Source organism: Escherichia sp. WS1152 (assembly GCF_046487665.1).
In the GTDB taxonomy this organism is placed as follows: Bacteria; Pseudomonadota; Gammaproteobacteria; order Enterobacterales; family Enterobacteriaceae; genus Escherichia; species Escherichia coli.
In genome coordinates this window covers 10,597-28,749 of the sequence record NZ_JBJQJA010000005.1, presented here as the reverse complement: position 1 = coordinate 28,749, position 18,153 = coordinate 10,597, and the positions used below count along the sequence as shown (strand labels likewise).

At 52.7% G+C, this 18,153-nt stretch carries 17 protein-coding genes; 6 read left to right on the top strand and 11 right to left on the bottom strand.

Annotation, left to right across the window (positions count from 1 at the left end):
- Positions 1 to 169: 169 nt before the first annotated feature.
- The 5 genes from cysG to tsgA all read right to left on the bottom strand — a co-directional run bounded on the left by cysG (position 170) and on the right by tsgA (position 6,804).
- Positions 170 to 1,543, bottom strand: a complete 1,374-nt coding sequence (gene cysG, locus ACJHW7_RS09735) for a siroheme synthase CysG (RefSeq protein WP_000349855.1) — start codon at positions 1,541 to 1,543, stop codon at positions 170 to 172.
- Positions 1,544 to 1,561: 18 nt separating this feature from the next.
- On the bottom strand, positions 1,562 to 2,368 hold the full coding sequence (nirC, locus tag ACJHW7_RS09730) for a nitrite transporter NirC (protein WP_000493556.1): 807 nt from the start codon (positions 2,366 to 2,368) through the stop codon (positions 1,562 to 1,564).
- A 126-nt stretch (positions 2,369 to 2,494) separates the two neighbouring features.
- Positions 2,495 to 2,821, bottom strand: a complete 327-nt coding sequence (nirD, locus tag ACJHW7_RS09725; protein ID WP_000084764.1) for a nitrite reductase small subunit NirD — start codon at positions 2,819 to 2,821, stop codon at positions 2,495 to 2,497.
- Positions 2,818 to 5,361, bottom strand: a complete 2,544-nt coding sequence (gene nirB / locus ACJHW7_RS09720; RefSeq protein WP_000049213.1) for an NADPH-nitrite reductase large subunit — start codon at positions 5,359 to 5,361, stop codon at positions 2,818 to 2,820. The genes nirD and nirB overlap by 4 nt, the downstream gene beginning before the upstream one ends.
- A 261-nt stretch (positions 5,362 to 5,622) precedes the next feature.
- Positions 5,623 to 6,804: an MFS transporter TsgA gene (gene tsgA, locus ACJHW7_RS09715; protein ID WP_000185247.1), complete on the bottom strand. Its 1,182-nt coding sequence runs from the start codon at positions 6,802 to 6,804 to the stop codon at positions 5,623 to 5,625.
- Between the two features lie 270 nt (positions 6,805 to 7,074).
- On the opposite strand from tsgA, the gene ppiA reads away from it, so the two are divergent.
- From ppiA to argD, 5 genes are all read left to right on the top strand, one after another.
- Complete coding sequence (gene ppiA, locus ACJHW7_RS09710) at positions 7,075 to 7,647, top strand: peptidylprolyl isomerase A (RefSeq protein ID WP_000477225.1); 573 nt, start codon at positions 7,075 to 7,077, stop codon at positions 7,645 to 7,647.
- 104 nt (positions 7,648 to 7,751) lie between these two features.
- A complete protein-coding gene (locus tag ACJHW7_RS09705; protein ID WP_000736860.1) occupies positions 7,752 to 7,919 on the top strand; it encodes a YhfG family protein in 168 nt (55 codons plus the stop codon).
- Positions 7,909 to 8,511: a putative adenosine monophosphate-protein transferase Fic gene (locus ACJHW7_RS09700; RefSeq protein ID WP_001280624.1), complete on the top strand. Its 603-nt coding sequence runs from the start codon at positions 7,909 to 7,911 to the stop codon at positions 8,509 to 8,511. The genes ACJHW7_RS09705 and ACJHW7_RS09700 overlap by 11 nt, the downstream gene beginning before the upstream one ends.
- A 31-nt stretch (positions 8,512 to 8,542) precedes the next feature.
- Positions 8,543 to 9,106, top strand: a complete 564-nt coding sequence (pabA, locus tag ACJHW7_RS09695; RefSeq protein ID WP_000601847.1) for an aminodeoxychorismate synthase component 2 — start codon at positions 8,543 to 8,545, stop codon at positions 9,104 to 9,106.
- An 85-nt stretch (positions 9,107 to 9,191) separates the two neighbouring features.
- On the top strand, positions 9,192 to 10,412 hold the full coding sequence (gene argD / locus ACJHW7_RS09690; protein ID WP_000963785.1) for a bifunctional acetylornithine/succinyldiaminopimelate transaminase: 1,221 nt from the start codon (positions 9,192 to 9,194) through the stop codon (positions 10,410 to 10,412).
- A gap of 66 nt (positions 10,413 to 10,478) precedes the next feature.
- Here the strand turns inward: argD and ACJHW7_RS09685 are convergent, their stop codons facing one another.
- A complete protein-coding gene (locus ACJHW7_RS09685; RefSeq protein ID WP_001295162.1) occupies positions 10,479 to 12,569 on the bottom strand; it encodes a YccS/YhfK family putative transporter in 2,091 nt (696 codons plus the stop codon).
- A gap of 50 nt (positions 12,570 to 12,619) precedes the next feature.
- Complete coding sequence (gene crp / locus ACJHW7_RS09680) at positions 12,620 to 13,252, bottom strand: cAMP-activated global transcriptional regulator CRP (RefSeq protein ID WP_000242755.1); 633 nt, start codon at positions 13,250 to 13,252, stop codon at positions 12,620 to 12,622.
- A 301-nt stretch (positions 13,253 to 13,553) separates the two neighbouring features.
- Between crp and ACJHW7_RS09675 the strand changes: the two genes are divergently transcribed.
- On the top strand, positions 13,554 to 13,958 hold the full coding sequence (locus ACJHW7_RS09675; RefSeq protein ID WP_001148908.1) for an OsmC family protein: 405 nt from the start codon (positions 13,554 to 13,556) through the stop codon (positions 13,956 to 13,958).
- Between the two features lie 54 nt (positions 13,959 to 14,012).
- Here ACJHW7_RS09675 and ACJHW7_RS09670 read toward each other — a convergent pair whose 3' ends face one another.
- From ACJHW7_RS09670 to ACJHW7_RS09655, 4 genes are read right to left on the bottom strand one after another with little or no spacing between them, the layout of a single operon-like run.
- Positions 14,013 to 14,882: a phosphoribulokinase gene (locus ACJHW7_RS09670; RefSeq protein WP_001274680.1), complete on the bottom strand. Its 870-nt coding sequence runs from the start codon at positions 14,880 to 14,882 to the stop codon at positions 14,013 to 14,015.
- A 53-nt stretch (positions 14,883 to 14,935) separates the two neighbouring features.
- On the bottom strand, positions 14,936 to 15,154 hold the full coding sequence (locus tag ACJHW7_RS09665; protein ID WP_000907085.1) for a YheU family protein: 219 nt from the start codon (positions 15,152 to 15,154) through the stop codon (positions 14,936 to 14,938).
- On the bottom strand, positions 15,148 to 16,170 hold the full coding sequence (locus tag ACJHW7_RS09660; protein ID WP_000057356.1) for a hydrolase: 1,023 nt from the start codon (positions 16,168 to 16,170) through the stop codon (positions 15,148 to 15,150). Before ACJHW7_RS09660 ends, ACJHW7_RS09665 begins: the two co-directional genes overlap by 7 nt.
- Entirely contained in the window at positions 16,170 to 18,083 is a 1,914-nt protein-coding gene (locus ACJHW7_RS09655) for an ABC transporter ATP-binding protein (protein ID WP_000634793.1), read from the bottom strand. The genes ACJHW7_RS09660 and ACJHW7_RS09655 overlap by 1 nt, the downstream gene beginning before the upstream one ends.
- Between the last annotated feature and the right edge of the window lie 70 nt (positions 18,084 to 18,153).

Genomic DNA, 18,153 nt, shown 5'->3' with positions numbered 1-18,153 from the left:
TACAGGAATATTTAATTGGCGTCAGTGAGCGAATGACTTAATTTTGTAAGTCGCTGTAACGGTGAATATAACCCATTAGCAGATAATATTTATTAAGGGGTTATGTTTTATTTGCTGAATATATAAAAAGAGTCATTAAGAAGGCCAGAATTCTCTGGCCCGGGTTAAATTAATGGTTGGAGAACCAGTTCAGTTTATCGCGCAGGCCAACAACCCGACCAATAATAATTAGCGATGGACTGTTCATTTGCTGAGCAAGTTCACCGAGTTGCGTGAGCGTACCGTCAATCACGCGCTGCGTGACTGCCGTACCGTTTTCGACAATTGCCACCGGCATTTCGCCTGGCATTCCGTGTTCAATCAGCTTTTGCTGAATAGTCGCGGCCTGATTCAACCCCATATAGAACACCAGCGTCTGTTTTTCTGCCGCCAGGTTTTCCCAGTCCAGCTCGCCACCAGTTTTTAAGTGTCCGGTAATTAAGCGCACGCTCTGGGCATAATCGCGATGCGTGAGCGGAATACCCGAATAGGCAGAGCAACCAGAAGCTGCGGTAATACCCGGAACCACCGAGAACGGAATACCCGCGTTGCACAGTGTTTCCAGCTCTTCGCCACCACGGCCAAAAATAAACGGATCGCCACCTTTCAGCCGCACCACGCGTTTGCCTTTTTGCGCTTCCCGCAGCAGGATCTGGTTAATCTCTTCCTGGGGTACGCAGTGGTATCCCGCGCGTTTGCCGACGAAAACGCGATCAGCATCGCGGCGTACCAGATTCATAATATCGTCAGAAACCAGACGGTCGTAGACCACCACATCTGCCTGCTGAATTTGTTGCAGTCCTTTCAGCGTCAGCAGCCCGGCATCGCCCGGACCTGCACCAACCAGCACCACTTCACCGCGATGGTCAAGCGGTTCGTTGATTAACTGTTCGGTGGTTTCAGTAATGGCTTTCTGATCGTTGTTGGCCAGCGACTGCGCCAGGCGGTCGTTAACGAACAATTTCTCCCAGAAACGGCGACGCTCACCCATCGTGGCGAACTGTTGTTTCACTCGCCCGCGTAATTGCCCGGCGTATTTCGCTACCTGGCCCAGATGCAACGGCAGCAGTGATTCGAGTTTTTCGCGCAACAGGCGTGCCAGAACCGGAGAGGTGCCGCCAGAGGAGACCGCGACCATGAGCGGTGAGCGGTCAATAATCGACGGCATAATAAAGCTGGCGGCTTTCGGCGCATCGACCACGTTACAGAAGATGCGACGAGCTTCAGCGGCTTCGCTGACGCGCTGGTTAAGCGCGTCATCATCCGTCGCTGCAATAGCCAGCCAGCAGGTGTCGAGAAGGCTTTCATCAAATGGCCCTTCGACGAGGGTTAACATGCCTGCATCTGCCCATGCGGTGAACTGTGGAATAAACGCTAATGCATTCACCGTTAAGCGAGCGCCTGCGTCTAACAGCAACCTTGCTTTGCGTTCCGCGACATCACCACCGCCGACAATCAGACAGTCGCGATCGCGTAATTGGCAAAATATAGGCAAATGATCCACGTAAAAACCCCTTAGTAATTAACCGGCAGCCGTTTCAGTTTGATTAAATTTGTCCGCAACCGGACGATTCGCTTTCGGCGTAGCATACCAATAACCCAATCCCATGAATACGGCACCTGATAAAGTATTACCCAGCGTCACCCACAGCAGGTTATGACCAATACCCGCCAGCGTGTAGGCTTCGCTGTGGTTGCCGAACCAGGAGAGCGCGAACAGCGTCATGTTAGCGATAGAGTGCTCGTAGCCGGACGCGATAAATGCCAGCAGACACCACCAGATAGCGATAAATTTCGCCGCCCCTTCAGTGCGCAGCGCCATCCAGATTGCCAGGCAAACCAGCCAGTTACACAATGCACCTTTGAAGAACAGTACCATTGCCGGTGCAGTGGTTTTAGCCAGCGCGACGGAGTGAACGATGCTGGTATCTACCGGCAGCAGGCTACCGCCGCCCCAGCTATAGAGCATGGCAACGAAGACGGAACCGACCAGGTTACCCAGCCAGGTTTGCGGCAGGATTGCCCACATTTGCCCGTGGCTGATGCTGCCCGCTTTTACCCCAAAGGTGAGGAACATGGTGTGTCCGGTGAACAGTTCAGAACCGGCGATAATCACCAGCGTTAAGGCGATACCAAAGGTCGCGCCCATCACCAGCGGACGTACGGACGGGTCGAGCAAATTACCGAGCGTGAAAATCAAGATGATCCCAAGACCCACATACGCGCCCGCCATGGCGGAGCTGACCCAAAAGCCGAGCGGGTTATTTGCCGACAGGCGTGCAATGCGCGCAGCGTTAGCCGCACACTTATTAATAGTGTCTGTAAACATTTGATTATCCTTTAAAAAATAAAAACAAAAAAATAAAACAAAAAGTTTAAAAAATGTCCTGCAATATACCGAAGGTCATTACAGGACCATGCAAAAAGGGGAGGCATTGCGCCTCCCGTTAAAACATTAACCGCGCAGCTGCACCACGCCGTCTTTCACTCGTGCTTCGTAATGTTTGACGGAAAACTGTTCGTCTTCCATGCACAAGCCATCACTTAAGCGAAAACGCTGTTTTTTCAGCGGGCTGGCGACCCACAGCTCGCCCTGGTGTTCCGCAATCAGCCCGCGTGACAGCACGCTGGACTCGAAGAACGGGTCGATGTTGCTGATCGCAAACACCTGATCGCTGTGATACGGGCGGAAAATTGCTACCTGCTCGTCACCTAACAGCGCGCAGACGCCGGTTTCAGGCAGGATGTCATCGATTTTGCAGATGTCTTTCCACTGGCTCATGCGTTGTCCTCCACCAGAGTTACCGGGATACGTTCATACGGCGTTGCCGGACGGTGCTGTTCGCGCTCTGGCACCATCTGTACGTTCGGGTCACGCTTGTCGCTGTTGATGAAGTGTTTGAAGCGAGTCTGCGCGGACGGTGTATTGACCGTTTCAGTCCACTCACACACTACCGCTTCACGCAGGCGCGCCATCTCTTCTTCCAGATGTGCGTTCAGCCCCAGTTTGTCGTCAATGATCACCGCTTTCAGATAATCGATGCCGCCTTCGAGGTTTTCTAACCACGGCGCGGTACGCGTCAGTTTGTCGGCGGTACGGATGTAGAACATCATGAAGCGGTCGAGATATTTGATCAGCGTTTCGCGATCGATATCCGCTGCCAGCAGATCCGCATGACGCGGTTTCATGCCGCCGTTACCGCAAACATACAGGTTCCAGCCTTTTTCAGTGGCGATAATACCCACGTCTTTACCCTGAGCTTCTGAACATTCACGGGTACAGCCGGAGACACCGAACTTCATTTTGTGCGGCGTACGGATGCCTTTGTAGCGGTTTTCCAGTTCCACGCCGAGGCCGACGCTGTCGCCAACGCCGTAGCGGCACCAGGTGCTACCCACGCAGGTTTTCGCCATACGTAGTGCTTTCGCATAGGCATGACCGGTTTCGAAGCCAGCTTCAATCAGCTGACGCCAGATCTCCGGCAGATCGTCTTTCTGTGCGCCAAACATCGCCAGGCGCTGAGAGCCGGTGATTTTGGTGTAGAGATTAAATTCACGCGCGATACGACCCACTGCCATCAGTCCTTCCGGGGTGATTTCACCGCCCGGAGAGCGCGGGATCACCGAGTAGGTTCCGTCTTTCTGGATGTTAGCGAGGAAGTTGTCGTTAGAATCCTGCAGCGGAGTATGTTCCGGCTTCAGAATGTATTCGTTCCAGCAGGAGGCCAGCAGCGAACCGACGGTTGGTTTACAAACTTCACAACCGTAGCCTTTGCCGTGTTTCGCCAGCAGTTCTTCGAAGGTTTTAATGCCTTCAACGCGGATCAAATGGAACAGTTCCTGACGCGAATAAGCAAAGTGTTCGCACAGGTTGTTGTTAACTTCGATGCCCTGTTTCGCCAGTTCCGCGTTCAGTACCTGAGTAACCAGCGGGATACAGCCACCGCAGCCAGTACCCGCTTTGGTTTCGGCTTTCAGCGCCGCAACGGTGTGGCAGCCTTTGTTGATGGCAGCAATCAGATCACCTTTGGTGACGTCGAAGCAGGAGCAGATTTGCGCGCTGTCCGGCAGTTTATCAACACCGATAGACGGCTTACCGCTACCCGAGTGCGCCGGCAGAATCAGAGAATCCGGGTTTTCCGGCAGCTCGATAGCATTCAGCACCAGTTGCAGCAGGTTGCCGTAGTCGCTGGTATCGCCCACCAGTACCGCACCGAGCAGGGTTTTGTTGTCTTCGCTGACAATCAGGCGTTTGTAGATCTCTTTACTTTCGTCGAGGTAAACGTAGCTACGTGCGCCAGGCGTGCGACCGTGCGCATCACCAATACCGCCTACGTCTACGCCCAGCAGTTTCAGCTTGGCGCTAAGGTCAGCACCTTCAAAGGCGTTTTCGCTACCCAGAATATGGTCAACGGCGACCTGCGCCATTTTGTAGCCTGGTGCTACCAGACCAAATACACGGTTGTTCCAGCTTGCGCATTCACCGATGGCGTAGATATCCGGATCGGAAGTCTGGCAGGAATCATTAATGACGATACCCCCACGCGGAGCAACGTCCAGACCACACTGGGTTGCCAGCTTATCGCGCGGACGGATACCGGTAGAGAAGACGATAAAGTCAACTTCCAGCTCGCTGCCGTCGGCAAAACGCATGGTTTTACGCGCTTCGACACCTTCCTGCACAATCTCAAGGGTGTTTTTGCTGGTGTGAACGCGCACGCCCATACTTTCGATTTTGCGACGCAGCTGCTCGCCACCCATCTGATCAAGCTGTTCCGCCATCAGCATAGGGGCAAATTCGATAACGTGGGTTTCAATACCTAAGTTTTTCAGCGCGCCAGCGGCTTCCAGACCTAACAGGCCGCCACCAACAACGGCACCGCGTTTGCTGCGACGGGCGCAGGATTCAATGGCGTTGAGGTCTTCAATGGTGCGATAGACAAAGCAGTCCTGAGTATCAGAACCTTTGATTGGCGGGATCCACGGGTAGGAACCGGTCGCCATGATCAGCTTGTCATAAAAAACGGTACGCCCGGCGCTGGAGTGAATCACCTTCTCCTGACGGTTGATGGTGATAGCGCGTTCGCCGACCAGAACTTTGATGCCGTGTTTCTCGTAGAAGCCTTCGCGCACCAGCGACAGCTCTTCGGCGGTGTGGTGAGAGAAGTAAGACGAGAGGTGTACGCGGTCATAAGCGATGCGCGGTTCTTCACAGAAAACGGTAATATCAAAGTTGGCCGCATCAGATTTATCAAGAAGATCTTCGATAAAGCGATGGCCGACCATACCGTTACCGATAATTGCGAGTCTGACTTTGCTCATTTTTGCCTCGATTTCTTTTCTATTACCGCCTACCTTAACGATTCAGCAACCCCGCTTATTGATGTAAATCAAATTCACCTTTATATACTCCTTAAGGGGTATATTGCTGATTTGTATAAATTTTCTTAAGTCACGGAATTGTCTGATATTTCATGTTTGTGCAAAAAATAGACAAAATGAACGGGTTTATAGAAATAGATGCACGTAGCGGGGGAAGAGAGGAAAAGGCCGGACGACGATAGTGCCGTCCGGCATTAGCAATTAATGAGAGGTCAGGGTGTTATGCTGACGGTGACGGCTGACGAAACCTAACAGGAAGCACATCACAAAGACGACAGCGTACAGACCGTTTGCTGTAAGCAGTGCCGCCTGCGGACCGCTATGTTCAACAATCGGGCCGGTAACCACAAAGGTCAACATAGTACCGATGGTTCCGCAGGTCAGGACAAAGTTAACCAGTTTTGGCGACGGTACTTTGGTCTGCTGTGAACCCAGGGTGATGATGGTGGTATAGATCGCGCTGGAGAAGAAGCCCAGAGCGAGAATTGACCACGCCATATGTGCTGGTGTTCCGGTGTTAAAGACGTACATCAGAATCGCAGCCAGACCAGCCAGTACGGTCAGAATGCGTTGCAAATCAAAGAAGCGAAGAATAAAGCTGAACGCCCACATGCCGACCATGTATGACATCCAGAAGTTACTCACCAGCGTGCCCGCGTCGTTCAGGCTCATGCCCAGGCCTTTGGCATACTCAGGCACCCAGGAGATAAAACCTAACTGACCGAGGATGTAGCACAGCGCCGCAACAGAGAGAAACAGTACGCCGATCCCCCACTTTTCTTTCTCTACCGGAGCATCCGTTTTTGGCGCATGTTTGCCCAGCGCCGGGAACTCACAGCCGAAGGTCAGAATAAAAATAGCGACATACACCAGCCCGATGCAGGCATAAACCCAGTACCACTCAATGCTGCGCGCCAGTAGAAACGCGGCGATCATTGGGAAAATCATCCCAGCCATACTGAAGAAGGAGTCGGTAAATAACAGGCGGGAACCGCGCTGACGCCCTTCATACATTTGTGTTACCAGGAATGTACCAATCGACATGGTGATGCCGCTGACCACCCCGAGAATGAACATCGCCGCCGAGAACAGCGCCAGGCTGTGGCTGAACATCAAACCGGCAACCGCCAGCACCATCAGGAGAAAGCCAAAACGTAACTGCGTTTTCAACGGGACGATTTCCATCAGCCAGGCGTTGAGGAAGATAGAGATTAAAATGCCGGCGTTGAGGAAGGTGAAGGTGTTACTCATACTGGAAACAGGCAGATTGAAATAATCGGCGATATTTCCCATCACCATCCCGGTGACAATAACCAACGCACCAGTCAGTGCGTAGGAGAGAAAGCTAATCCATGTGAGCTTGATGCGATTGCTGTTAGTCATGATTGGCCTGCGTTCAAAAATAAAATGGCATAGCGGGATATGCCGCGAGCGGGCGATTTTAGGTGATTTTGTGATCTGTTTAAATGTTTTATTGCAATCGGTTGCTAAATTGCATTTTAAGAGGTGATTTTGATCACGGAATAAAAAGTGATCGTCAGGTTACATATATTTCAGATACGTAAAATTAGGTAAAGGGATGGCCTTGTTCTTGAAGGCTATTTAGAATCTCTTCACTTGCTTTTTTTCTGCTCTGTTTGTTAAGGAAATCTCATGTTCAAATCGACCCTGGCGGCGATGGCTGCTGTTTTCGCTCTTTCTGCTCTTTCTCCCGCAGCAATGGCAGCGAAAGGGGACCCGCACGTATTGTTGACAACCTCAGCTGGTAACATCGAACTGGAGCTGGATAAACAAAAAGCGCCAGTGTCTGTGCAAAACTTTGTCGATTATGTGAACAGCGGTTTTTATAACAACACTACCTTTCACCGCGTCATTCCTGGCTTTATGATTCAGGGCGGCGGTTTCACCGAGCAGATGCAGCAGAAAAAACCAAACCCGCCAATCAAAAATGAAGCCGATAACGGCCTGCGCAACACGCGTGGTACCATCGCGATGGCGCGTACCGCTGACAAAGACAGCGCCACCAGCCAGTTCTTTATCAACGTTGCCGATAACGCCTTCCTTGACCATGGTCAGCGTGATTTCGGTTACGCGGTATTTGGTAAAGTGGTGAAAGGCATGGACGTGGCCGATAAGATTTCCCAGGTGCCGACTCATGACGTTGGTCCGTACCAGAATGTGCCGTCAAAACCGGTAGTTATCCTTTCCGCTAAAGTCCTGCCGTAATGATTTCTCGCGCGGGCAATCTTGCCCGCGCTTCTGCTCTCCCGGCGTAACCCGGATTTGCCGCTTATACTTGTGGCAAATGGACACGTTCAGGGAGGCATCAAGTGAAGAAACTCACCGATAAGCAAAAGTCCCGTCTCTGGGAGCTTCAGCGTAATCGTAATTTCCAGGCCAGTCGCCGTCTTGAAGGCGTCGAGATGCCTTTAGTCACTCTTACTGCCGCAGAGGCTTTAGCGCGCCTTGAAGAGCTGAGGAGGCACTATGAGCGATAAATTCGGCGAAGGGCGCGATCCGTATCTTTATCCTGGCCTTGATATCATGCGTAACCGGCTGAACATCCACCAGCAGCAGCGGCTGGAACAGGCCGCTTACGAAATGACGGCGCTGCGTGCTGCGACCATTGAGCTTGGTCCGCTGGTGCGCGGTTTACCGCATTTGCGCACTATCCATCGCCAGCTGTATCAGGATATTTTCGACTGGGCGGGGCAACTGCGTGAAGTTGATATTTATCAGGGCGATACGCCGTTCTGCCACTTTGCTTATATCGAAAAAGAGGGCAATGCCCTGATGCAGGATCTGGAGGAAGAAGGTTATCTGGTTGGCCTGGAGAAAGCGAAGTTCGTCGAGCGGCTGGCGCATTACTATTGTGAAATCAACGTGCTGCATCCCTTCCGTGTGGGAAGCGGACTGGCACAGCGGATCTTCTTCGAGCAACTGGCGATTCATGCCGGATATCAACTGAGCTGGCAGGGTATCGAAAAAGAAGCCTGGAATCAGGCAAATCAGAGTGGGGCAATGGGGGATCTCACCGCGCTGCAGATGATATTTAGCAAAGTGGTAAGCGAAGCCGGGGAATCTGAGTAAAATAGCGTGGTTCTTTCGTACCGGAGCCGCCATGATCCTGCTTATAGATAACTACGATTCTTTTACCTGGAACCTCTACCAGTACTTTTGTGAACTGGGGGCGGATGTGCTGGTTAAGCGCAACGATGCGTTGACGCTGGCGGATATCGACGCCCTTAAACCACAAAAAATTGTCATCTCACCTGGCCCCTGTACGCCAGATGAAGCCGGGATCTCCCTTGACGTTATTCGCCACTATGCCGGGCGCTTGCCGATTCTTGGCGTCTGCCTCGGTCATCAGGCAATGGCGCAGGCATTTGGCGGTAAAGTTGTGCGCGCCGCAAAGGTCATGCACGGCAAAACCTCGCCGATTACACATAACGGTGAGGGCGTATTTCGGGGGCTGGCAAATCCACTTACCGTGACACGCTACCATTCGCTGGTGGTGGAACCTGACTCATTACCAGCGTGCTTTGACGTGACGGCCTGGAGCGAAACCCGCGAGATTATGGGGATTCGCCATCGCCAGTGGGATCTGGAAGGTGTGCAGTTCCATCCAGAAAGTATTCTTAGCGAACAAGGACATCAACTGCTGGCTAATTTCCTGCATCGCTGATTTCTGATTGCCATTTAGTGATTTTTTATGCATATTTTGTGATTATAATTTCACATTTATTTATGCGTAACAGGGTGATTATGAGATGGCAATTGAACAAACAGCAATTACACGCGCGACTTTCGATGAAGTGATCCTGCCGATTTATGCTCCGGCAGAGTTTATTCCGGTAAAAGGTCAGGGCAGCCGAATCTGGGATCAGCAAGGCAAGGAGTATGTCGATTTCGCGGGTGGCATTGCAGTTACGGCGTTGGGCCATTGCCATCCTGCGCTGGTGAACGCGTTAAAAACCCAGGGCGAAACTCTGTGGCATATCAGTAACGTTTTCACCAATGAACCGGCGCTGCGTCTTGGGCGTAAACTGATTGAGGCAACGTTTGCCGAACGCGTGGTGTTTATGAACTCCGGCACGGAAGCTAACGAAACCGCCTTTAAACTGGCACGTCATTACGCCTGTGTGCGTCATAGCCCGTTCAAAACCAAAATTATTGCCTTCCATAACGCTTTTCATGGTCGCTCGCTGTTTACCGTTTCGGTGGGTGGGCAGCCAAAATATTCCGACGGCTTTGGGCCGAAACCGGCAGACATCATCCACGTTCCCTTTAACGATCTCCACGCAGTGAAAGCAGTGATGGATGATCACACCTGTGCGGTGGTGGTTGAGCCGATCCAGGGCGAGGGCGGCGTGACGGCTGCGACGCCAGAGTTTTTGCAGGGCTTGCGCGAGCTGTGCGATCAACATCAGGCATTATTGGTGTTTGATGAAGTGCAGTGCGGGATGGGGCGGACCGGCGATTTGTTTGCTTACATGCACTACGGCGTGACGCCGGATATTCTGACCTCTGCGAAAGCGTTAGGCGGCGGCTTCCCGATTAGCGCCATGCTGACCACGGCGGAAATTGCTTCTGCGTTTCATCCTGGTTCTCACGGTTCCACCTACGGCGGTAATCCTCTGGCCTGTGCAGTAGCGGGCGCGGCGTTTGATATCATCAATACCCCTGAAGTGCTGGAAGGCATTCAGGCGAAACGCCAGCGTTTTGTTGACCATTTGCAGAAGATCGATCAGCAGTACGATGTGTTTAGCGATATTCGCGGTATGGGGCTGTTGATTGGCGCGGAGCTTAAGCCACAGTTCAAAGGTCGGGCGCGTGATTTCCTGTATGCGGGCGCAGGGGCTGGCGTAATGGTGCTGAATGCCGGACCGGATGTGATGCGTTTTGCACCGTCGCTGGTGGTGGAAGATGCGGATATCGATGAAGGGATGCAACGTTTCGCCCACGCGGTGGCGAAGGTGGTTGGGGCGTAAATACGAAGCATCAGGCAAAAGATGTCGGATGCGGCGTGAATGCCTTATCCGATGGTTTAGCCTGCATTACGCCTTCGAATCCCGCAACTTGCGACTCAGCCAAATCCCGTGATGCGGTCGCTGACGCCATGCCATCGACGAAATGGTGTGCATGGTGTTCAGATGACCAATAACCCGCTGTAAATGCTGCTCCAGCGTACCTGCCGCGCCTTCGTGCGGCTGCATCTCCGGCGCATCCATGATATTGGCATCGCCAGAACTACCCGGTTCGTCATACTCCAGTCGCTGCTGACAACGCTGAATGGCGATTTCACAAGACTGTAAATACTCTTGTGCCAGTTCAGGTGGCAATGCCCGGTGTTCCCGCGCCAGCGTGGTCATGGCATTAATATGCTCAACAATAAACTGGCTGTGCGTTACCCACAGTTTCATATCTGCCAGATAATGGCTGTTAAACGCCGGTTCCTGCATCGCCTGATTCAATGAGTTATACAGAGTGTTATGTGCCTGATTTACCCGCATTCGCTGCCAGGCCAGTGGCGTAGGTTGCGGATCCTCGCTAAGAATCAAGCGAATCGCTTCCTGATAGGCTTCTAAAGCGTCATGGGCGTTTTTACGCAATAACCCGCTCTGCCACTGCGGCCACAGCCAGACAGTACCGCCGAAAGCAATTAAACAACCAATAATGGTATCGATAAGACGCGGAAGGATGTATTGCTCGCCGTTCAACCACAATAGTTGCAGGGTATACACTGCGGTAATAGTAAAACCGACCGTCGCCCAGCCGTAGTTTTTGCGCAATATCAGGTAGCTGGCGAGGGTGGTAATCAGCATCAACGTCAGGGTGTAACCTTCGGGAATTTTAAAGTGCAGCGCCACGCCCGCAATGATTAACCCGACCACGGTTCCCACGGAGCGATTCACAATCCTCAGACGGGTTGCGCCATAGCCATTTTGTGTCACCAGCAATACCGTCATCAGGATCCAGTACGACTTCGGCAGATGCAGCGCGGTGCCCATCAGGCTGGCAACGCTTAACATCACACTGAGTCGTCCGGCATTGCGTAGCGCCGGAGACTTTAGTGACAGATAACTTTTCAGCGCCGGAAGTAATGGCATTCGCCGCTGTTTATCGGCCAGTAAGTCACGGGCATAGAGCGGTTTTTGGGTGCGCAGCACGCGGGCGATGCGGCTGAAATGCCAGTAGCAGAATTGCCCAACCGGATTATCCGGATGCTGGCGGGCGATTTTTTCCAGTGCGCCAATTTGCTTTTCCATCGTAAAACGCGTTGGCAGGCGATGGTAAAGAATGTCATCAGCCAGCACGCGCAGGCGAGCGGCGACGGTTTGCGCATTCCAGCGGATAACTTCTTCCGCATGGCTACGCTCGACCAGCTTTTGCACCTCTTCCGGCTGATGCAAACTGACCGAAATATGTTCCTGTAAATCCAGCGCCTCCTGGAAAATACGCAGCATCCGCTTGTAGTCAGTATTATTTTGCGCGGAAAGCATATGCATTTGCTGATAGCACTGGGTAATTAGATCGACCGCTTTTTGCTGGCGCACCAGCAGCGGCGGCAGCGCTTTTTCAGGGTCGGTGTGCTGGGTAAGCAGGCTGTATTTGGCTTCACAATAATCTGCCAGTTCACGGTACAGCAGACTTAGTGACTCGCGCAGCGGTTGTTCGCGCCAGATCCAGAACCAAAACCAGTTAAACAATCCGTACCAGAGAGTGCCCAACGCATAGATGAGCAATGGTTCCCAGACCGGCATGTATCCCGCCAGACTGAGGGTAAAAATGGCTGCCAGCAGCGATGCGGGAAGCAATTTTGCGTGCAATGGCCCCAACTCAGCAGTGACGCCAAGTACCAGCGTTAATCCGGTCAGCAAAAAGGGCAGGGGAACATCTTTTGCCAGTAGCAGCTGTGTCAGTAAGCTACAGGTGGCAAACAGCGACGCACCAATGATTAAGCGTTTGAAAAAACGTTTATGAGGCGTATCAAGGCCCGCAATATTGCAACAGGCAGGAACGAGAGAGAAGAGCAGACCGAATCGTAATTCGCCAAGCATTAACCCAACGGCCACGGGCAAACATAGCACCAGCGTTTGTCGAAGTGCATAGTTGATATCGGGGTGATAAATCAGTCTGCGCCACATCGGGGGAAACAAAATGGCGCGCTACCAGGTAACGCGCCACTCCGACGGGATTAACGAGTGCCGTAAACGACGATGGTTTTACCGTGTGCGGAGATCAGGTTCTGATCTTCCAGCATCTTCAGAATGCGTCCCACGGTTTCACGAGAACAGCCGACAATCTGACCGATTTCCTGACGGGTAATTTTGATTTGCATACCGTCCGGGTGAGTCATAGCATCTGGTTGTTTTGCCAGGTTCAGCAGAGTCTGTGCAATGCGGCCCGTCACGTCGAGGAACGCCAGGTTGCCCACTTTCTCTGAAGTGACTTGCAGACGACGCGCCATCTGTGCAGACAGACGCATCAGAATGTCCGGGTTTACCTGAATCAATTGGCGAAATTTTTTGTACGAAATTTCAGCCACTTCACAGGCGGTTTTCGCACGTACCCATGCGCTACGTTCCTGGCCCTCTTCAAACAGGCCCAGTTCGCCAATAAAATCACCCTGATTCAGATAGGAGAGGATCATTTCTTTACCCTCTTCGTCTTTGATCAGCACTGCCACAGAGCCTTTAACGATGTAGTACAGCGTTTCCGCTTTTTCACCCTGGTGAATAAGCGTGCTCTTGGATGGGTACTTATGAATGTGGCAATGAGACAAGAACCATTCGAGAGTCGGGTCTGTTTGCGGTTTGCCAAGCACCATGCGCGGTTATCCTCTGTTATAAGCTTTCTCCAGAGCCAGATAACGCCGCTGTCTCTGGATTGCCGAAATATGCTTCCCGCTACCTGGGAAGGGGCTATCAACTGTACTGCACGGTAATGTGACGTCCTTTGCATACATGCAGTACATCAATGTATTACTGTAGCATCCTGACTGTTTTAGCATAGCTTTCGCTTTGTGTCTCCTGGTGTCTCGCTTCAGCATGACCCAGGTCGCCTTCCGTTGCGCGATTTGGTTAGTACGCGTACTCTGTCAGGAAAATTGACGCAGTGGAGTAGCAAAAATGCAAGCGCGAGTGAAGTGGGTCGAAGGGTTAACTTTTCTGGGCGAATCCGCCTCTGGTCACCAGATTTTAATGGACGGCAACTCAGGCGATAAAGCACCAAGTCCGATGGAAATGGTGTTGATGGCGGCGGGGGGTTGCAGTGCCATCGATGTGGTTTCTATCCTGCAAAAAGGGCGTCAGGATGTGGTCGATTGTGAAGTAAAATTGACCTCTGAACGCCGCGAAGAGGCACCACGCCTGTTTACGCACATTAATCTGCATTTTATCGTCACCGGTCGCGACCTGAAAGACGCAGCGGTTGCGCGTGCGGTTGATCTCTCTGCTGAGAAATATTGTTCAGTGGCGTTGATGCTGGAAAAAGCGGTGAATATTACTCACTCGTATGAAGTGGTTGCCGCGTGATTTAACTATCCCGTTGTGAAGCCGGATAGTATTTTATCCGGCGTAATAGCAGAGTTACTCGATTTTCTTTCCTTCCATCAATCGTTGCACCAGCGGCAGCATAATTAATTCCATTGCCAGACCCATTTTGCCGCCCGGTACCACTAACGTATTGATGTGGGAAATGAATGAGCCTTGCAACATCGCCAGCAGCCAGGGGAAATCGATCCCTTCCAGATTACGAAAATGGATCACCACAAAGCTTTCATCGAGCGACGGGATACCTTTTGCCGCGAACGGGTTTGAAGTGTCGACGGTGGGAACGCGCTGGAAGTTAAGATGGGTGCGGGAAAACTGCGGTGTGATGTAGTTGATATAGTCTTCCATTGAACGCACTACTGAGTCCATCACTGCTTCTCGTGAGTGCCCGCGCTCGCTGGTGTCGCGGATCAGTTTTTGAATCCACTCAAGGTTAACGATAGGCACCACGCCGACCAGTAAGTCCACATGCTGCGCAACGTTATGCTGTGGCGTGACTACGCCGCCGTGTAAACCTTCATAAAACAGTACATCAGTGGGTTCCGGTAAAGGTTGCCAGGGGGTGAATGTCCCCGGTACCTGATTCCACGGTACGGCTTCGTCGTAGGTATGCAGATATTTGCGAGATTTCCCTTTGCCGCTCTGACCGTATTCAATGAAGGTTTGTTCCAGCAGGCCGAAGTCGTTAGCCTCGGGGCCGAAGTAGCTGATATGCCGCCCGGCGTCGCGCGCTTTGCGGATCGCCATGTCCATTTCCGGGCGGGTGTAACGGTGAAAACTGTCGCCTTCCACCTCAGCTGCATGCAGATTTAACTGCGCGAATATTTTACGAAACGCGAGGCTGGTGGTGGTGGTCCCCGCGCCGCTGGATCCTGTTACCGCAATGACCGGATGTTTGGCAGACATAGTAACTCCATGACTTAGCTATCATTATTATCTCGTCCGCCGACGGTTGCAGGTTATTCGCGAAACTGACTGCGCGGCATAATATTGACCGTTTCGTGCAGCTCCGACCATACCAGCACCGCTTCTCCGCACTGTAGCTGGCGTTTGACGTCGGCGACTTTCTGTTCAAGTGTACGCTCATGTTCACCATAATCGGTGCCTTCACGTAACACAAAGCTTTCAATTAAATTTTCCAGCGTTTCGGGGGAGAGGTCTTGCCACGGAATCAACATGATTTCGCCTCCAGATACGTTGTTAACCAGTCAGGAATGCGTGACTCCAGCCACATTTGCGGATGAAGTAATGTACCGCCAATAAAGCCAACATGACCGCCATGTTCAGTCAGTTGATACTCCACCTGCGGGGGGAGACTTTCCGGTTTCGGGATCACCTGATGATCCATAAACGGATCGTCTTTGGCGTGAATAATCAGCGTCGGTTTGGCGATCCGGTTCAGCATCGGCATGGCGCTACACTGACGATAATAGTCGATAGCGTCGGCGTAGCCGTGAATTCTGGCGGTGATGAGATCGTCAAATTCACGGATGCGACGTACCGATTTTAACTGCGCGAGATTAATCGGCAGCGTTCCGGGGTAGGCTGCCAGCTTGCGCGCGGCATTGGCTTTTAACAGGTTCAGCAAGTAACGCTGATAAACGCGGGAAAAGCCCTTTTCCATATGATAGCTACAGGCTTCCAGCATAAACGGCGCAGAGACAATCACCGCCGCATCAACCGGGAGATCATTGCCTTCCTTTGCCAGCAAACAGGCCAGCATATTACCGCCGAGCGAATAGCCGACGGCAGCCGTTGGCGCATGACCAAATTCGCGTTGCAGCCAGCGTAAAAACCAACTGGCGTCTTCGGTTTCGCCCGAATGGTAAATGCGGTGCATACGGTTTGGTTCACCGCTGCATCCGCGAAAATGCATCACCACGCCCAGCCAGCCGCGCTTTTGCGCCGCCTCAACCAGACCGTGGGCGTAAGGGCTATTGAGACTGCCTTCCAGCCCGTGAAACACCACCAGACGAGGTTTATGTTGCGCCTGTGCAGGGTTTTCACTCCACGCAAGATCGACAAAATCGCCGTCGGGCAACTCCAGCCGCTGCCAGTACGGGGTGAATTTCACCTGACGACGAAACAGACGCGGCAGCATAGTTTGTAGATGGCAGTTGCTAAAGCCGCGCATGGGGATGAATTCAGCACTGCTGCTGAATTCATTGGCATCGGTCGTCGTTATCTGCGCCATCAGTTGCTTTGGCCTTCCAGCAGCATCTGCTCAAGCTGCTCCTGGGCTTCCAGCCACGCCATTTCGCACTCTTCCAGGCCGGATTTGGCGCTGGCTTGCTGTTGCAGGCAGGCGGTCAACTCCGCTTTACGGCTCTGGTCATACAGTTCGCTGTCGCCGAGTTTCTCTTCCGCCTGCGCCAGTTGCGCGTTCAGCTTCTCCATCTCTTTTTCCAGACGGGCAATCTCTTTACGCAGTGGCTGGGTTTGCGCACGCAGCTCCGCTTCCCGACGCTTCTGATCTTTACGTGCCTGGGCGCTGTTCGCATTCTCTTTTGGCGCGTCGTCGGTCTGGTTTTCCTGCTTTTGTACGTCGCTCAACCACTGTTGATAATCTTCCAGATCGCCGTCGAACGGTTCGACTTTACGATCGTGAACCAGGTAGAGGTCGTCAGTGGTGGAACGCAGCAAATGACGGTCGTGCGAGACGACAACCAGCGCGCCTTCGAACTCGATTAATGCTTCGGTGAGTGCCTGACGCATGTCGAGGTCAAGGTGGTTAGTCGGTTCGTCGAGCAGCAGCAGATTCGGACGCTGCCAGACAATTAATGCCAGCACCAGGCGGGCTTTTTCCCCACCTGAGAAGCGGCGCGTTTCTTCGGTTACTTTATCGCCCTGGAAACCAAAGCCGCCGAGGTAGTCACGCAGTTTTTGTTCCAGCTCCTGCGGCGCTAAACGTGCCAGATGTTGAATAGGTGATTCGTCGGCGCGCAGGTATTCAAGTTGATGCTGGGCGAAGTAGCCGAGCTTGATCCCTTTCGCCAGACCAATTTCACCGCTGACTGGCGCAAGTTCACCGGCTAACAGTTTGATTAATGTCGATTTACCCGCGCCGTTGCGGCCTAACAGACCAATGCGCGAGCCGGGCACCAGGTTCAGTTTAATCGAGTCGAGAATAATGCGATCGCCATAGCCCGCGCTGACTTTTTCCATCTTCAGTAACGGATTTGGCAGGCTTTCCGGCGCGCGGAAGCTAAAGCGGAACGGGTTGTCGACGTGCGCGGGGGCAATCAGCTCCATACGCTCGAGCATCTTAATGCGGCTCTGGGCCTGCTTCGCTTTGGTGGCTTTGGCACGGAAACGGTCGATATAACTTTGCAGATGCGCTACGCGTTCCTGCTGGCTTTCATACATCGCTTGTTGCTGCGCCAGACGGGTGGCGCGCTGTACTTCAAACGAACTGTAGTTGCCGGTGTACTCGAACATGCTTTGTTGTTCGATATGAATAATTTTATCAACGATCGGATCGAGGAAGTCGCGGTCGTGAGAGATCAGGATCAGCGTGCCCTGATAGCTCTTCAACCATTTTTCCAGCCAGATAACGGCATCGAGATCGAGGTGGTTAGTCGGTTCGTCGAGCAGCAGCAAGTCTGAACGGCAAATCAGCGCCTGGGCAAGGTTAAGACGCATACGCCAGCCACCGGAGAAATCACTTACCGGGCGCTCCAGTTGTTCATTGCTGAAACCGAGGCCGTGCAGCAGGCTGGCGGCACGGGAGCGAATACTCCATGCGTCAATAGCATCCAGCTTGCCATGAATGGTCGCAATGGCGTGCCCGTCGTTACGTTCGTTGGCGTCGTGTAGCTGCGCTTCTAGTTGACGATATTCACGGTCGCCGTCAATGACATATTCCAGCGCCGCTTGCGGTAACGCCGGCGTTTCCTGATTCACCCACGCCAGTTGCCAGCTTCCCGGAAAGGTGTAGCTGCCGCCGTCGGCGCTGATTTCATTTTTCAGCAATGCCAGCAGGGTAGATTTACCACAGCCGTTTTTACCCACCAGGCCGACTTTCTGCCCAGGGTTGATGGTGGCGGTGGCATTATCCAGCAGGACGCGCACGCCGCGACGAATTTGTAACGAGGAGAAAACAATCATAAGGCGCCGTATGTTCAGACTATGTTAACTTATCATTATGATAATGTAATGTATGGGCGAGCTGCCGCAC

Excerpts from the sequence above, each read along its gene's own strand:
- ACJHW7_RS09655 (WP_000634793.1), bottom strand. The coding sequence starts at position 18,083 with ATGATTGTTTTCTCCTCGTTACAAATTCGTCGCGGCGTGCGCGTCCTG.
- ACJHW7_RS09660 (WP_000057356.1), bottom strand. The coding sequence starts at position 16,170 with ATGGCGCAGATAACGACGACCGATGCCAATGAATTCAGCAGCAGTGCT.
- ACJHW7_RS09670 (WP_001274680.1), bottom strand. The coding sequence starts at position 14,882 with ATGTCTGCCAAACATCCGGTCATTGCGGTAACAGGATCCAGCGGCGCG.
- ppiA (WP_000477225.1), top strand. The coding sequence starts at position 7,075 with ATGTTCAAATCGACCCTGGCGGCGATGGCTGCTGTTTTCGCTCTTTCT.
- pabA (WP_000601847.1), top strand. The coding sequence starts at position 8,543 with ATGATCCTGCTTATAGATAACTACGATTCTTTTACCTGGAACCTCTAC.
- nirD (WP_000084764.1), bottom strand. The coding sequence starts at position 2,821 with ATGAGCCAGTGGAAAGACATCTGCAAAATCGATGACATCCTGCCTGAA.
- ACJHW7_RS09685 (WP_001295162.1), bottom strand. The coding sequence starts at position 12,569 with ATGTGGCGCAGACTGATTTATCACCCCGATATCAACTATGCACTTCGA.
- ACJHW7_RS09700 (WP_001280624.1), top strand. The coding sequence starts at position 7,909 with ATGAGCGATAAATTCGGCGAAGGGCGCGATCCGTATCTTTATCCTGGC.
- nirB (WP_000049213.1), bottom strand. The coding sequence starts at position 5,361 with ATGAGCAAAGTCAGACTCGCAATTATCGGTAACGGTATGGTCGGCCAT.
- tsgA (WP_000185247.1), bottom strand. The coding sequence starts at position 6,804 with ATGACTAACAGCAATCGCATCAAGCTCACATGGATTAGCTTTCTCTCC.
- argD (WP_000963785.1), top strand. The coding sequence starts at position 9,192 with ATGGCAATTGAACAAACAGCAATTACACGCGCGACTTTCGATGAAGTG.
- crp (WP_000242755.1), bottom strand. The coding sequence starts at position 13,252 with ATGGTGCTTGGCAAACCGCAAACAGACCCGACTCTCGAATGGTTCTTG.
- ACJHW7_RS09675 (WP_001148908.1), top strand. The coding sequence starts at position 13,554 with ATGCAAGCGCGAGTGAAGTGGGTCGAAGGGTTAACTTTTCTGGGCGAA.
- nirC (WP_000493556.1), bottom strand. The coding sequence starts at position 2,368 with ATGTTTACAGACACTATTAATAAGTGTGCGGCTAACGCTGCGCGCATT.
- ACJHW7_RS09665 (WP_000907085.1), bottom strand. The coding sequence starts at position 15,154 with ATGTTGATTCCGTGGCAAGACCTCTCCCCCGAAACGCTGGAAAATTTA.